Annotated in this window: 14 protein-coding genes; 4 read left to right on the forward strand and 10 right to left on the reverse strand. The window is 45.4% G+C overall.

Annotated features, from left to right (window positions below; genetic code table 11):
- Positions 1 to 17: 17 nt before the first annotated feature.
- The 6 genes from zwf to NIT79A3_RS12415 all read right to left on the reverse strand — a co-directional run bounded on the left by zwf (position 18) and on the right by NIT79A3_RS12415 (position 5,299).
- Positions 18 to 1,466 carry a glucose-6-phosphate dehydrogenase gene (gene zwf / locus NIT79A3_RS12390; RefSeq protein WP_348225620.1) on the reverse strand — a complete coding sequence of 483 codons (1,449 nt, stop codon included), beginning with the start codon at positions 1,464 to 1,466 and terminating at the stop codon, positions 18 to 20.
- On the reverse strand, positions 1,438 to 2,460 hold the full coding sequence (gene gnd, locus NIT79A3_RS12395) for a phosphogluconate dehydrogenase (NAD(+)-dependent, decarboxylating) (RefSeq protein ID WP_013964241.1): 1,023 nt from the start codon (positions 2,458 to 2,460) through the stop codon (positions 1,438 to 1,440). Before gnd ends, zwf begins: the two co-directional genes overlap by 29 nt.
- Before the next feature lie 606 nt (positions 2,461 to 3,066).
- On the reverse strand, positions 3,067 to 3,456 hold the full coding sequence (gene smbP, locus NIT79A3_RS12400) for a small metal-binding protein SmbP (RefSeq protein ID WP_013966528.1): 390 nt from the start codon (positions 3,454 to 3,456) through the stop codon (positions 3,067 to 3,069).
- 95 nt (positions 3,457 to 3,551) lie between these two features.
- Positions 3,552 to 4,436 (reverse strand): YfdX family protein, encoded by an 885-nt coding sequence (locus NIT79A3_RS12405; RefSeq protein ID WP_013966529.1) that lies wholly within the window; start codon positions 4,434 to 4,436, stop codon positions 3,552 to 3,554.
- A 189-nt stretch (positions 4,437 to 4,625) separates the two neighbouring features.
- Positions 4,626 to 5,102, reverse strand: a complete 477-nt coding sequence (locus tag NIT79A3_RS17940; protein WP_013966530.1) for a hypothetical protein — start codon at positions 5,100 to 5,102, stop codon at positions 4,626 to 4,628.
- Positions 5,099 to 5,299, reverse strand: coding sequence for a DUF2934 domain-containing protein (locus tag NIT79A3_RS12415; protein WP_013966531.1), 201 nt, complete (start codon positions 5,297 to 5,299; stop codon positions 5,099 to 5,101). The genes NIT79A3_RS17940 and NIT79A3_RS12415 overlap by 4 nt, the downstream gene beginning before the upstream one ends.
- Before the next feature lie 226 nt (positions 5,300 to 5,525).
- Between NIT79A3_RS12415 and NIT79A3_RS12420 the strand changes: the two genes are divergently transcribed.
- On the forward strand, positions 5,526 to 7,013 hold the full coding sequence (locus tag NIT79A3_RS12420; RefSeq protein WP_348225621.1) for a PAS domain S-box protein: 1,488 nt from the start codon (positions 5,526 to 5,528) through the stop codon (positions 7,011 to 7,013).
- 93 nt (positions 7,014 to 7,106) lie between these two features.
- Here NIT79A3_RS12420 and NIT79A3_RS12425 read toward each other — a convergent pair whose 3' ends face one another.
- The 4 genes from NIT79A3_RS12425 to NIT79A3_RS18825 form a co-directional block, all read right to left on the reverse strand.
- Positions 7,107 to 8,723: an IS5 family transposase gene (locus NIT79A3_RS12425; RefSeq protein WP_013966533.1), complete on the reverse strand. Its 1,617-nt coding sequence runs from the start codon at positions 8,721 to 8,723 to the stop codon at positions 7,107 to 7,109.
- A gap of 396 nt (positions 8,724 to 9,119) precedes the next feature.
- Complete coding sequence (locus tag NIT79A3_RS19550) at positions 9,120 to 9,653, reverse strand: hypothetical protein (protein ID WP_348225622.1); 534 nt, start codon at positions 9,651 to 9,653, stop codon at positions 9,120 to 9,122.
- 105 nt (positions 9,654 to 9,758) lie between these two features.
- A complete protein-coding gene (locus tag NIT79A3_RS12435; protein ID WP_013966535.1) occupies positions 9,759 to 10,751 on the reverse strand; it encodes a sodium-dependent bicarbonate transport family permease in 993 nt (330 codons plus the stop codon).
- 27 nt (positions 10,752 to 10,778) lie between these two features.
- A complete protein-coding gene (locus NIT79A3_RS18825; RefSeq protein WP_013966536.1) occupies positions 10,779 to 10,916 on the reverse strand; it encodes a hypothetical protein in 138 nt (45 codons plus the stop codon).
- 405 nt (positions 10,917 to 11,321) lie between these two features.
- Here NIT79A3_RS18825 and NIT79A3_RS12440 point away from each other — a divergent pair, with 405 nt between their 5' ends.
- The 3 genes from NIT79A3_RS12440 (at position 11,322) to NIT79A3_RS12450 (ending at position 14,324) form a co-directional block, all read left to right on the forward strand.
- Positions 11,322 to 12,818: a PAS domain S-box protein gene (locus NIT79A3_RS12440; RefSeq protein WP_041360346.1), complete on the forward strand. Its 1,497-nt coding sequence runs from the start codon at positions 11,322 to 11,324 to the stop codon at positions 12,816 to 12,818.
- The gene (locus NIT79A3_RS12445) at positions 12,815 to 13,432 is read left to right on the forward strand and encodes a response regulator (RefSeq protein WP_013966538.1); all 618 of its coding nucleotides are present in this window, start codon (positions 12,815 to 12,817) and stop codon (positions 13,430 to 13,432) included. The genes NIT79A3_RS12440 and NIT79A3_RS12445 overlap by 4 nt, the downstream gene beginning before the upstream one ends.
- A gap of 187 nt (positions 13,433 to 13,619) precedes the next feature.
- A complete protein-coding gene (locus NIT79A3_RS12450; protein WP_013966539.1) occupies positions 13,620 to 14,324 on the forward strand; it encodes an MIP/aquaporin family protein in 705 nt (234 codons plus the stop codon).
- Positions 14,325 to 14,441: the final 117 nt, after the last annotated feature.

Consider the following 14,441-nt stretch of genomic DNA (forward strand, 5'->3'; position numbering starts at 1 on the left):
GTTAGTAAGAATTACACTTATGAGAGCATCTTCGCAGGATCATGCTTTGGGTTATACCATCCGCCATCGGCCGCAATGAGCGCATCAGCTTCCATCGGCCCCCAGCTACCGGGCTTATATAATCTGACCGGCTGATGCTCCGTCAGAACCCTATCAAGCACTGCCCAAGCCGACTCAACTGCATCCTGCCGGGTGAAAAGCGCGCCGTTACCAGCCAATGCGTCGCCCAGAAGCCGCTCATAAGGCGTTTGCTCATCTGGCTGAGCGTTGAGAAGGTAAAGTTCTTTCTGGTCGCCGACATATTCCTCTCCCGCTCGCTTGACGCGTGCAGCTAAAGCAATGGCGGAATGCGGTGATAATTGGAAGCGCAAATAATTAGCCCGGCAAGCCTCCGGCCCGGCATCTTCAAACAGTTTCTGCGGAGGTGCCTTAAGTTGAACCAGAATCTCTGCAGCAGTTTCGGCCAAGCATTTGCCTGAACGCAGGTACCACGGCACACCTGCCCAGCGCCACGAATCAATAAATAACCGCAAGGCACAATAAGTCTCCGTGTCAGAATCCTTAGCGACACCAGATTCCTGAAGGTAGCCTTCAAACTGTCCTCTTACCAGATCTTCCGGTTTTAGCGCATGCATTGCTTGAAATACCTTGGCTTTTTCGCTTCGCTGGGCCTCAAAATCCCGCCCGGCTGGAGGCTCCATGGCCAGAAGCGCAACTATTTGAAAGAGATGGTTCTGAATCACGTCGCGCAGGCAGCCGACTCCGTCGTAGAAACTGCCTCTTCCTTCCACCCCAAAATCTTCCGAAAGCGTGATCTGAACACTCGCTACATAATTGCGATTCCAAATCGGTTCCAGGAACGAATTTGCGAACCGGAAATAAAGGATGTTTTCGATTGCTTCTTTGCCAAGGAAGTGGTCAATGCGAAAGATCGAAGTCTCTGGAAAAACCAAATGCGCAGCGCGGTTGAGCTCGCATGCCGAAGCCAAATCACGCCCAAAAGGCTTTTCCACAATGACGCGGGCATGCTCCGCCAAGCCAGAAGAGCCAAGATCTTTGATGATGGCCGCGAAGAAGGCAGGCGGAATGGCGAGGTAGAAGGCCGGATGCAGCGCGCCATTAAGCGTTTTTTTGAGCGTTTGAAATGTTTCCGGGTTTTTATAATCACCGTCTACATAACGCAGTAGCGAAAGCAATTGATTTAAGGCGTTCGAATCGACGTTTTTAATGACATTTTTTATACCGTCTATTGCGCGATCGTGCAGTTGCGCTAGCGTCCAGCCCGAAAAACCAACGCCTACTATCGGAACCTTTAATGACCCTCGTTTAACCATCGCGTAGAGCGATGGAAATATTTTCTTGTGTGCAAGATCACCCGTTGCGCCAAAAAGTACCAGTGCGCCTGATTGCGTTAGGCCGCTTGCGGGTTTGTCCATGTCATGTGCCATCCTTTGGCTTTTCATCATGACCGCCAAACTGCTTGCGCATGGCCGAGAGAATACGATCGGCGTAATCTGCCTCTCCCTGGGACTCGAAACGTCCGAATAATGCAGCACTGATGACTGGCGCTGGTACGCCTTCGTCGATGGCGGCGAGCGTGGTCCAGCGTCCTTCGCCCGAGTCCGATACGTGTCCTGAGAATTGCTTTAGCTCCGAATCTCCGGCAAGCGCCGCTGCTGTTAAATCGAGCAGCCAGGATGAGATCACGCTGCCTCGACGCCATACTTCGGCCACTTTACCGATGTCGATGCGGTATTGGTAGGCTTCCGGGTCACGCAACGGAGTAGTCTCGGCGTCCTGTGTTCTTACACGAAGACCTGCATCTGCATGTTTGAGAATATTGAGTCCTTCAGCGTATGCAGCCATCAAGCCGTATTCAATGCCATTATGAACCATCTTCACAAAATGACCCGCACCAGCCGGGCCACAGTGCAAGTAACCCTGTTCTTCGGGATCCGGTTCGCCGTCGCGCCCGGAAGTCCGTTCTGCTGCTGCAACGCCTGGCGCAATGCTTTTAAAGATCGGATCGAGATGCCAGACTACGTCTTCCTCGCCGCCAATCATCAAGCAGTAGCCTCGCTCGAGCCCGAATACGCCGCCGCTGGTTCCACAGTCAACATAGTGAATACCTTGTGTCTTGAGCGCTTTAGCACGCACTTGATCATCACGATAATAGCTGTTGCCGCCATCGATGATGATGTCGTTCGCCGCAAGCAATACGGCCAGATCTGAAATTGTCTTGCCGGTAACACCGGCGGGCACCATCACCCAGATCACACGCGGAGAGGATAGTTTGGCGACAAAATCATCCAGCGAATCGGCATGTTGAATAGCCTGGCCTGTTAGCGCTTTGACGGCAGCCGCATTGACGTCATAGACCACGCACGAATGGCCGTCTTTAGTTAAGCGCCGCACTAGGTTAGCACCCATGCGTCCTAGACCAATCATCCCCAGTTGCATGCATTCCCTCCTTTATTAATTTCAGATCTGAACTTCAGTTTGATTCCATACTGAGTACCCAGAACATTTGAAAACAAACCATTTAAGACGTGAAACTCTTCTTGGATAAGATTAATTGTTTAGATCAGAAAGAATCTGAACTTAGCATCTTCTTCCTTAGCAAAAGTGTAATGTAGAATAATTGCGGAAAAAAGATTCAAGTGGAGTCATTTTTGATTTATCTTCGCCGCGATCACCGCTTCCCATTTTTTTATAGGATAAATGTTATTTACTAAGATTGTCAGTGCACTATCGAACACTATCAAATTATGATTCAATTGATTCCAGGCGCAAACTGCTCGACGGCAAACCAGCAGGCCGGATAATCTAAGCCGATCATCATCGGATAATTCGTTTGTATCAAGGCCCGTACATTCGTCAAGATTGACTACGATGGCTACTTAGATTTTCAATGCCGATTCAAGCCGATCCACTCTCGCCACAAAATACAACTAGGCTTAAAGTCAAATTCCTGCACGAAGTAATCAAACCAAGAATTATTGCAATTATGATTTATAACCTTTCTAACTACTTGAATTAGCTCCATCACCTTGGCAAGTAAGCTATTCACATGGCAGTAAATTTATGCATCTCACTCAATGCGTCAGTGATATGTTTACTAGCGACATCGGCATGCCCCATTTTTGCGTGTTCTATCGCATGATCTAGGTGTTTAATAGACGCATTGATGTGATCTGCTCCTTTGGTGTTTCCTTTCGCAATCGCTTCTTTCTCAGCTTCTTTGGCATACTTTAGACTCCTTTCTGCATGCTGAAGAATCTGCTTCGCGTCACTTCCATGTGCTTTAGCCATCTCTGCATGTTTGATCGTTTCTGTCATAGAATCACTGATTTTTCCCTGAGATTCAGTTTTGCTTCCATATCCTGATGCACTTATTTGGTTATTAAAAATAAGAGCCAAGAACCCTACCGCTAATAGCGCCGATATTTTTCTCATGATATGAAACCCTCCTTGTTTGTTGATGTGAAGAACCGTGTGTTTGCTTACCAACGACCACTGGTCATCTGATAGGCATCCCCTCCTGTTTTAGGTTAGGCTGGATTAGCGACCCATCCTTTGATTGTTTTCTTCCATTGATCAAGTTGATCACCGATGCGCTGAGTTATTGTGGGGTCTTCCCTCCTGAGCTCCGCTTGTAATTTGTCCAAATCAACCGAAAGTTTATCAACAGTCGCTTTATCCACGCCGGAAAAACCCGAATTTTTGATACCTATTAAACGATTCTGTAGATAATTAAGTGTGAAGCGTGCTTTATCGTACTGTTCTTCGCTTAAGAATGCTTTGGCAAGTGCTAAATTTCCGGAAATTGCCAATACCGGATCATCAATCTCTTTTTCATCAACAATAGCGCCCTCAAAGATTGCAGTGAGCGCATTTAGCGCCTTGCTATACTGTTTGTTGCTTATATCTTCGAGTGCCGCATCAAGACTTGCTTTAACCTCGGCCAGATCCACTTTAACAGTCACGCGAACCAAGCCCGCGTTGGTTTCTTTTAAACCCAACTCTTCGGAACGTTTGAAGGTGGATTCATAATCACTAATCAAAAGAATGTCATCCAGCACAGGTACGTAGTGTTCCTTAATCGTTTGACTGTCGTCATACATCACTTTGCCGTACTTAAATGAAGAGTCAATCTTCAGCTCTGGTAATTGTTCTGCTAGCATGATTTGAATGATTTGTGCTTTTTTAATATGTTCAAAAGCTTCGTCCGGGAGCTTCATGTCCAATGCAAATTGCGCAAGATTGATGTGCCCCATCATTTTGTGTGTCTGTTGTTGAGATTTATCGCGCTGAAGTTCAATTAAGGTTTTATCTTTTGCCGGCCGGTTCTTTGATTCATCTGCAGTGAACGCTATTCCTGATTGCATAATTAGAGTAGCCAGAATAAATCCGTAGACCAGTGCATTTTTATTCATTTCACTTCTCCAGACTATTGAATGTTTAACGCAATACTGGGATAACAACTCATCACCGAGCATGATAGGCTGTTCATAAATAAAAATAGATGAAGGTAGTGCCGAGAATTTTTAAGCTGCTTACCCCAAGAACCATGAACATATCACACCTAAATAACAACAACTTATCTGTCAAATCAAACCACTTTCTCACCGCACGAGACAGATAATCACACGCAAATAGTGCCAATCAAGATATTCCACATCATTGAAAAAAATCTCGCCTTTAAAACTTTCTCCTCTTAAATTCACTACTTTGAAACAGTAACCAATCCGCGAAAGAAATCGCAAATAAGAATTAGCCCGTTTGTTCTGAACAAGCTTAGTTCTTTCTAACTGGGGCAACACTCTAGTAATGTGTTGTCCAATCAATTCACTGCCTGAACAGCAAAGCAAATCTCCACTCGCCTGATTGCAAGCGCGAATCATGCCATTATCATAGAGTATCAATGCTGCTTGCTCCTTTTTGCCGATGCCAGTTCTGCTAGCAGGCCGTTGAAAAACTATCTGCGTTGCCGCTGCGGTGTTAAAAACAGACTCAAAATGCTCATTTATTAAGCATAAACTGCGCTTATCCTCAGAAGAGCGATCTGTGTTCGTTTGCTTTGTAATGGATAATTCAATCACTGACTTACCTCCGCTTCTGCAAGAAGCCAGTCCTCCAACTCATGCCCTGGCTCAAATCCGCGAGCTTGTGCCTTATAGTAAGCTAAAACTGCGATATGAGAATTTCGGTCTGCTTTGTGCAATTCAAACTCAGATTGATGATTTTCGTCAGATAATTTTTCCTTACTGCTTCTGGATTGTCGTTTTTCAGATTCCATCGCAACCGCCTTGCTTAAGAATAAGTTATATAATCAGAGAAAAATGATCGGTAAATATGTACCATATTTACTTTTCTTCAGATACTACAGAAGAATTTCCGATGGTGGTATCCGTGCGAACACGTAGGTGCAAACCCTTATATATCAACAGATTTGTAGAATATAACTGGTTTTTATCATAAGCTTTAGGGTGTTTCATAGCCGAGTTCAACAGCAGGAAGATAATTTGTCCAACCCGCTCAAAAAATTAAGTTTCCGAACCATGTTTGATGCGGCAGCAGATGCAATGCTATTGACCGAAGATTCTGGTCACATCGTGTTGGTTAATCCAGCAGCACAAAAGTTATTTGGCTATTCTGCAAATGAACTGATCGGATTAGGAATTGAAATGCTGATAGTGCCCCGGTATCGGGAGCACTATCAAGAACTCTTTGCGAACAAACCGATACAACACTCCATGAGTGTCGGTAATGAACTTATCGCATTGAACCGCGATGGCAAAGAAATGTTATTGGATGTGAGTCTCAGTCCCATCAAAACACAACAACAGCTTTATGTCCTGATTACATTTAATGCCGCTAATCGACGTCTTGATGCCGAGGAAGCACTTCGTGGCAGTGAAGAACGCTTGCGTTTGGCTAAGCAAGCAGCAGGTTTGGGTATTTTTGATTACGACTTCAAACGTAATATCGTTTTTTGGGACGAGCAGATGCGCTTACTATGGGGCAAGCACTCTGAGAAAACCATTAGTTATGAAGAATTCGTCGCTGCGATACATCCAGAAGATCGCGCGGCAAGACAAGCAGCTATTGATAAAGCAATGGATCCCGCCAGTAATGGGGAATTCAAAGCAGAATATCGCGTGATCAACTCCGCCAATGGTGTTGAACGTTGGATATCTGCAAGAGGACGGGTGTATTTCGAAGCCGGATCTGCGAATCGGTTAGTCGGTGTGACACGTGATATCACAGAGCAGAAAATTCTTCAGAAAAAGCTACAAGCGCAGCGCAATGAAACAGAAAACATAATTAAACAGCAAGTGGCCGCACGGACAGCTTCTGCAATTGCTCACGAGCTTAATCAGCCGCTAGCCGCAATTTCCGCTTATTGCGAAGTAGTGTTGCACGCATTACTCAGCGATGCTTTTAACTCTGAGGACTTAAGAAGAGCCCTCGAGGGCTGCGTAGAACAGGCTCAACGTGCTGGTCGTAGTCTCCATGAATTGCTCGCTTTTCTACAGAAAGGCGAGTTAATAACCGAACGGTTAAATCTGCACGATGTAATCAGTGAAGCGCTAAGCATTGTATTTAGCGATGGATATGGAAGATTTCACGTGGTTTTTCATTTGGAGAAGAATCTTCCAGCAGTCCAGTGTAATCGTACTCAGATACAGAAGGTTTTGATAAATCTCTTTAGAAATGCCATTGAAGCCATGGATGCCTCTGATATGCCCACCTTAACGATTACAACCACGCTGTATGCCTTGGACAAAACAAGTATGGCTAAAGTAATAGTACAGGATAATGGACCGGGCCTTGATCATGATATGGCTGAACGCATATTCGAGCCTTTTTTTACAACCAAGCCAACAGGCATTGGCATGGGGCTCGATATTAGTCGCGCCCTGGCTGAAGTCAATGGCGGTCAACTCTGGGTAGAGCCCGGCACTAAGCCAGGTGCTAGATTCCAATTTACTTTACCTTTTGCGCCATGATCACGCTTGAATCAGTTGTTTTTGCCGTGGAAACGACGCGATACCTTATGGAGAATTAAATTACTAACTAGAGCTTACTCAGAAATTCAGCAATCAGATATGCACTGCTAAGTAAGAATCCCGGTTTAAGATGAATTGGCAATCACGCGCAAACGGAATTTCTCTGGGCATGCACTTTTTTGTCACCCAGAAAGCTATTTTGGCAGCAAGATTCTTCAGGCAAATAAAAACCCGCACCAAGATGAGCAGGTTCATAACCAGGAAGATACTATTAATCCATGCGGCAGACGTATCAGCGCGCTTGGCTCGAATATTGTTGAGCCGATAACCATACTTTCCTTGGCCAAACTTTCCTTCAATTGGAATGCGCTCGCGATATTCCTGTCGGCGTTGTGCTTTCAGGCGTTTGATCTCATCTTTGTTTTCAAGTGTACTCTTTGGCGGACGTCCCAGTGGTTTGCCTGCGAAGCGGATATGCTTGCGTTCCAGATAGCTGCGATTATCACGTGAACCATATAGCGTATCGGCAATGACGACTTCAGGATAATAGCCATAACGCTTTTTGTAGGCTTCAACTTGCGCTTGAAGATCATGGCCTTCATGTTGCGCATCCCAGTGCAGCTTATCGACATGCGCCAATCCTTTGCCTGTCAAGCTCACGCTTATTTTGGCGCCAAATTCCACTGCCTTGCCTTGCTTTCCCCTGATAATAGGCCGAAGATACGGCTGACTGATACTGACAATGCGATCATCACAGCGTCTGGTGTTGGTTTTGTACATTGCATAGTGTTGTTGGTACAGATGGGGCAATACCCAGTAGCGGCGCAACAACCAATTGGATAACGGTATGGGCGTGCCAAACGGATATTCCGTCAGCATCGCTTCAATATGATTTAAATTCCGCTGCAGGAACTGCAATTGCTGCCTGATACCGGCACGGCGTTTTCTGCTGGATGGCCGTCTTAACTTGACCAGGCTGAGGTAGGCTTTTCTGGCAATCTCGCGATAAGTGCGCGGCTTCTTTTTCTGTGGACGATTACTTTTGGCATGCAGTTCATCAATGATACGCTCACTCAATTCACGCGCTTCGTTCAGCAGTCCAAGATCTGTGGGATAGCGTATGGCCTGTTCTGCAACGGTGGCGTCCAGTATTAATTTGCCGCGATTGCGCAGCTGCTCATCGGCCAAAGATTGAGCTGCCTCCATTGGGGTAGCCGCGTCATTGCTGCCCGCATCACCGCTATTTGATACAGCATTGTCGCCGTTGTCGTCATCCATTGCTTTGACTGATTGCTTTGTCCGCCGAGGTTCAACCGTTTCGATGATCGCCTCATGAAATTCATCAAATACCGTCTGACCCATGCGCTTGCGTATCTCAACCAGTAATGATGACGCAAAGGGCGCCTTCGCTTGAAAACCTTTCAGCCCGATAAAATATTGCAGGTACGGATTTTCTCGAATCTGTTCAACAGTCTCTTCATCTGAAATCGATAATTTATGTTTAATTATCACTGCTCCAATCACGATTCTGGCATCTTTGGCTGGGCGGCCCAGTCTTGAACATAACGTCTTATAGTAACTCTCGGACAACTCATCCCACGGTAGACAATCTCTCAGTTTTACCCAGCGATTATTGGGATCAAGAATCATGCCTGGCGGTGTATCAAATCCTTCGAGGGGCAGTTGCTTTTGGCTTATATAACGAATCATAGTGCACGGTTTTTGGTGTTAATTCACATATTTACGTGCACTATTTTACCAAAAAATAAAATATTGTTAAACTCAATCAGTTAGTTATGCTTTTTGAGTAAGCTCTAACTATCAAGGGGAAAAAAGGCTCTATCCAGGGCATTTTAGGAAAAATCTGTATCCTTGGTTAACTGCGTTAGTACAGCTACTCGTTAGGGTTCAACCGGTTTGATTGCCACAACTTTCCCCTTCGCAATCTGCACAAACTCTTGTCCTGTAGCAGATCTAGCATTTTTTGCTCCATCAAGTTAAATACTGAATCCCGGCTGATATTAGCCGGGATTCAGCTTAACCTCCAAGAAAGATCGTCAACTAAACCATTCCATCTTTGCCCAGCATAGCATGTACTGGACGATACTAATAAACCCGTTGACAATCAGAAACTAGGCAGACGCCTCCGAAAACTTTTAACTTGGGATGTAGCATCGCGACAAGCTTCTCTGCCTGATCTTTTTCGCAGACGAGAAGTATTACGTCATTGTACTGCTCCATAATGAAGTCGTCCTGATCCCGTTCACCGGTTGATCCAAAACCTCCTACCTTTTTGATGACTGTATAACCTTGCACGTCGGCTTCTCGAAACAAATTGAGCAGATCATCGAGCCATTCTTCATGAATAACAATCTCGATCCGCTTCAACGATACCAAGGATTCTGGTTCAGATAACATGATTTTTCTCCAAAAAATATTAATGTCATAGTTAGAATTTGAGTACTCCAGAATATACTGGAAGCTATCCAGAGAAACTTCAAAAAATGTTAATGCCATAGTCAGGATTTGAGTGCTCCAGAATGCGCTGGAAGCTATCCAGAGGAATCTCAATAAGTGACGCACATTCCAGTGAATCCGGTTTCTACCCTTGCTGCCATCCTGGATACGGGCACTTGGCATTTGCGCTTTTTTATGGCACCACCTGATACCTCGCAGCATTCCATGAATAATAAGTATCGAACCTATACTAGGACTAGGTGGCTGCATAATAGCCAGGAGTAGCAATTACCACGGATAATAAGTCTCATGCAGATACTGAGCGGCCGCATAATAGCTGGGAATACCAACCACCACGTTAAACGGAAAAGTAACCCCGAGCGACAAAGTAAGATAGAACGACGGGTTGGCCTCAGGAATCGCAAGCCGCATCGCCGGCGGAACCGCGATATAGGAGCAACTCGCTGCAAGTACTGTCACCAACGTGATACCGCCTACCGAGTAGCCCAGAAGGAAGTGGCCCACGAATAGCCCGCATACCGCGCCAATCAAAGGCATAACAATACCAAAACCCACCAGAAAAACGCCCACAGTTTTGAACTCAGACAATCTTTTCCCGGCTTCCATCCCCATATCGCACAGGAATATACATAACGCTCCCATAAAGATGGTTTCAAAGAAGGGCTCAATTTTCTTATAACTGGCGTCTGAAACAACCCAACCAATCGCCATTGAGCCGAACAGCAGCAGAATACTACCGTTGGTAAAAGCATCGATTAACAAATGCTTCATCATCCCTTTGTCAGCTTTGGACGCGCCACCCATGATTCTTCGAGAATAACCGGCAAGCACCAAGCCAATCATAATTGCCGGCGATTCCATGATCGCCAGCATGATGATGGGGTAAGCTTCATACGTTACGCCGATACCTCCCAGAAACGCTACCGCCGTCATATAGGTCCCTGCGCTCACCGAACCATAGTGTGCGGAAATGGCTGCGGCATTGAGCGGATCTATTTTCCCGATTGCTCGCAAGATGATGTAAGCAACAATAGGCAAACCGCAGCCAAACGCAAGCGCCGCCCATACAGCGGGAAGAGCAGACGACATGTCTGATCCGGCAAGCGCCTTGCCGCCATGAAGCCCGATCCCGATCAACAAATAGATAACGATCATTTTATGCATATCCATCGGGAATTTCAGATCCGATTTGATGAGACAGGCAAACATACCCAGCGCGAAAAACAGTATCGCCGGTACGAGAAGACTGGACAATGACATGGTTACACTCCTCTTATTTTAAAGTAGTTAAGCGCGAGAGACTTTACGTGCTGTAGCTTGTTGCACCGTGTCAAGGCTTGTTTTAAATTCCGTGAGATTCGCCTTATTACTCACGTAAACCAGACTTGCATTTGTTTTCTTCAAAGCCAGTGTATTTTTATTCATTTCAATTCTCCGAATTGTCAAAAGTTTTAACATAGCGTAGTGAAAACAACACAGCACAGATCACAAGTAACTAATAATAAGAGAAAATACCTATTTTCCCCTTGATCACAGTTTGCTATCTTACGGGGCAGGAAATCACACGCAATTAACGCCCCGGGATATCCTTATCATTGAATAAAAGTTCGCCTGAAAAACTTAAGCGACACAATTAATCAAAGAGAAGTGATTGTTAAACTTATGTCATATTTCCTACTTTTAAAATCCTACAGAAGAATAATAAGTGGCAATATCCGTGCTGACACGTAAGTGCAAACCCTTATATATCAACATATTTATAGAATATAACTAATTTTTATCGTAAGCTTTATTGCGTTTCGTAGCCGAATTCAACAGCAGGAAGACAACTTGATCTACGCACTTAAAAACTTAAGTTTCCGAACCATGTTTGATGTGGCAGCGGATGCAATGCTGTTGACTGAAGATTCCGGTCACGTGGTGTTAGTTAATTTAGCTGCGCAACAGCTATTTGGTTATTCAGCAGAAGAGCTGAGTGGATTAGCGATTGAAATATTGATAGTGCCCCGGTATCGGAAACAATACCGGTACTATCAGAAACTTTTTCTAAACAAACCGATAAAGCGCTCCATGAGTGTCGGCAATGAGCTTGTCGCATTAAACCGCGATGGCAAAGAAATGTTGTTGGATATTAGTCTCAGTCCCATCAAAACACAGAAACAACTTTATGTCCTGATCACACTTAATACCGCTAATCGACGTATTGTGGCTGAGGAAGCACTTCGGGCCAGTGAAGAACGTTTGCGTTTGGCCAAACAGGCAGCAGGTTTGGGAATTTTTGATTACGATTTCAAACGTAATATCGTTTACTGGGATGAGCAGATGCGCTTACTGTGGGGTAAGCATTCTGAGAAAACCGTAAGTTATGAAGAATTCATAGCCGCGATACACCCTGAAGATCGTCCAGCGAGACAAGCAGCTATCGATAAAGCCATGGATCCCGCCAGTAACGGAGAATTCAAAGCGGAATATCGCATTATCAATCCTACTGATAGCATTGAACATTGGATATCTGCAAGGGGGCGGGTGTATTTCGAAGCCGGACTTGCGAATCGGCTAATCGGTGTGACACGGGATATCACAGAGCAGAAAATTCTTCAGAAGAAGCTACAAGCGCAGCATAATGAAACAGAGAATATCATTAAACAGCAAGTGGCAGCGCGAACAGCCTCTGCAATTGCCCATGAGCTTAATCAGCCGCTAGCCGCAATTTCCGCTTATTGTGAAGTGGTGTTGCACACGTTACGCAGCGATGCTTTTAACTCTGCGGACCTAGAAAAAGCGCTTGAAGGCTGCTTAGAACAGGCACAACGCGCTAACCGCAGTTTGGATGAATTACTTGCCTTTCTACAGAAAAGCGAATTGATAACCGAGCGATTAAATCTGAATAACGTTATCAATGAAGCATTAAGCAGTGTATATAATGACGGTTATGAGGGATTCCATGTGGTTTTTCAGTTGGAGCAAAATCTCCCAGCTGTTCAATGCAATCGGACTCAGGTACAGAAAGTTTTGATAAATCTGTTTAGAAACGCCATTGAAGCCATGGATACTTCAGATATACCCAACTTAACGATCACAACTACACTGCATACCTTGGCCGGAACGAACATGGCTAAAGTGATAGTGCAAGATAATGGACCAGGCCTAGATCATGCTATGGCTGAACGCATATTCGAACCTTTTTTTACAACCAAGCCAACAGGCATCGGTATGGGACTCGATATTAGCCGCGCGTTGGTTGAAGCCAATGGCGGACAACTTTGGGTAGAACCCGGCGCTAAGCCAGGCGCTAAATTCCAATTTACTTTACCCTTTGCGCCATGATATCGCATGAGCCAACCGTTTTTATCGTGGATGACGATGCAGCCGTACGGGATTCTCTCACGTTGATGATCAAACAGGCTGGTATCAAAGTACAGTCTTTCGAGAATGCAAAAACATTTCTGCAAGCTTATCGGCCGGATTTTTTTGGTTGTATCATCATAGACGTAAAAATGCCAGAAATGGACGGCCTGCAACTTCAAGAGGAATTATCCCGGCGTAAAATCGTGTTGCCCATTATTTTCCTTACCGGACATGGCGATATTCCGATGAGTGTCAAAGCGATCAAAGCTGGGGCGGTAGACTTCCTGACAAAACCGGTGATACGTGAGAAACTTTTGGTCTGCGTGCGCGCCTCGCTTGTAGAAGCTGAAAAGAGGTACGACGAGCTAGCACATAATAAGGATGCGATATCCTGTTTGCAAAAGCTTACTGAGCGTGAACGGGAAGTGATGGTCCTGGCTGTTCAAGGACGTTCTAACAAAGAGATTGGTTCGTTTTTGGGAATCAGCTATCGCACTGTAGAAATCCACAAATCCAAGATTATGCAAAAAACCGGTGCAACCAATTTGCTTGATCTGGCACGTATTGTCCGTGAGAGCGATTTGGGCGAATAATTTCTTTAATCGCGTAATGTGACAAGATTAGAAGATCTCAATATATCTCACGGAAATTTTGTGTGATAATCAATTCACCTTCCAGAATTGCCAGAAAGCTTTTCTACAATAAAACCAATAGATTAATCTTTCTTGCGCATCTTGAAGCAGTTTCTCCGAAGTTCAACTCAATAGTGAGGTGATAACTATGACTCCTTTTCTTGGTGAATTGATTGGTACTTTTATTTTAGTTTTATTGGGTAATGGTGTCGTTGCCAACGTCGTGCTGAATAAATCCAAAGGCAATAATGCCGGATGGTTAACCATCGCAGCCGGTTGGGGCATTGCGCTTTTTGTGGCGATTTATGCCGTAGCCGCTTCCAGTGGCGCGCATTTAAATCCTGCGGTGAGCATCGGCCTCGCTGCTGCGGGTAAGTTTGCATGGGATTTGGTACCGATTTATGCGCTGGGACAAATGCTGGGCGCAATGTTGGGTGCATTGATTGTCTGGATCACTTATCGCCAGCATTTTGACGCAACGACCGATCCGGATATGCAACTCGCGGCATTTTGCACCGGGCCAGCAATCCGCAGTCCGTTCAACAACATCATTACCGAAGCAGTCGGCACATTCATGCTGGTGTTTGGCGTGATGATGATGGCTGCGCCGCAGGATAGCCTGGGTACATTAAATGCTTTACCGGCTGCACTGCTACTATTTGGTATCGGCTTATCACTCGGCGGACCCACCGGCTTCGCGGTTAATCCCGCACGTGACCTGGGGCCGCGCATTATGCATGCGATTCTCCCAATGACCAATAAACGCGATAGTGATTGGGGTTACGCCTATGTACCGGTAGTGGGCGGCATTATCGGCGGATTGATTGCTGCGGTGGTTTATTCGGCGCTGTAAAGCTTCGTCGAATCATTACGGGACCTCTGAATAGCTGTCATTTCGAGCAAAGCGAGAAATCTTTAGCATGGATTGTAAAAGATTCCCATTGCATTCGGAATGACAAATGTGGGCCAT

The sequence above is a fragment of the Nitrosomonas sp. Is79A3 genome, assembly GCF_000219585.1.
In the GTDB taxonomy this organism is placed as follows: Bacteria; Pseudomonadota; Gammaproteobacteria; order Burkholderiales; family Nitrosomonadaceae; genus Nitrosomonas.

Coding starts and splice junctions, on each gene's coding strand:
- smbP (WP_013966528.1), bottom strand. CDS start 3,456: ATGAGAAAAATATCGGCGCTATTAGCGGTAGGGTTCTTGGCTCTTATT.
- NIT79A3_RS12450 (WP_013966539.1), top strand. CDS start 13,620: ATGACTCCTTTTCTTGGTGAATTGATTGGTACTTTTATTTTAGTTTTA.
- NIT79A3_RS18825 (WP_013966536.1), bottom strand. CDS start 10,916: ATGAATAAAAATACACTGGCTTTGAAGAAAACAAATGCAAGTCTGGTT.
- gnd (WP_013964241.1), bottom strand. CDS start 2,460: ATGCAACTGGGGATGATTGGTCTAGGACGCATGGGTGCTAACCTAGTG.
- NIT79A3_RS12445 (WP_013966538.1), top strand. CDS start 12,815: ATGATATCGCATGAGCCAACCGTTTTTATCGTGGATGACGATGCAGCC.
- NIT79A3_RS19550 (WP_348225622.1), bottom strand. CDS start 9,653: ATGCCAAGTGCCCGTATCCAGGATGGCAGCAAGGGTAGAAACCGGATT.
- NIT79A3_RS12435 (WP_013966535.1), bottom strand. CDS start 10,751: ATGTCATTGTCCAGTCTTCTCGTACCGGCGATACTGTTTTTCGCGCTG.
- zwf (WP_348225620.1), bottom strand. CDS start 1,466: ATGATGAAAAGCCAAAGGATGGCACATGACATGGACAAACCCGCAAGC.
- NIT79A3_RS12405 (WP_013966529.1), bottom strand. CDS start 4,436: ATGAATAAAAATGCACTGGTCTACGGATTTATTCTGGCTACTCTAATT.
- NIT79A3_RS12415 (WP_013966531.1), bottom strand. CDS start 5,299: ATGGAATCTGAAAAACGACAATCCAGAAGCAGTAAGGAAAAATTATCT.
- NIT79A3_RS12425 (WP_013966533.1), bottom strand. CDS start 8,723: ATGATTCGTTATATAAGCCAAAAGCAACTGCCCCTCGAAGGATTTGAT.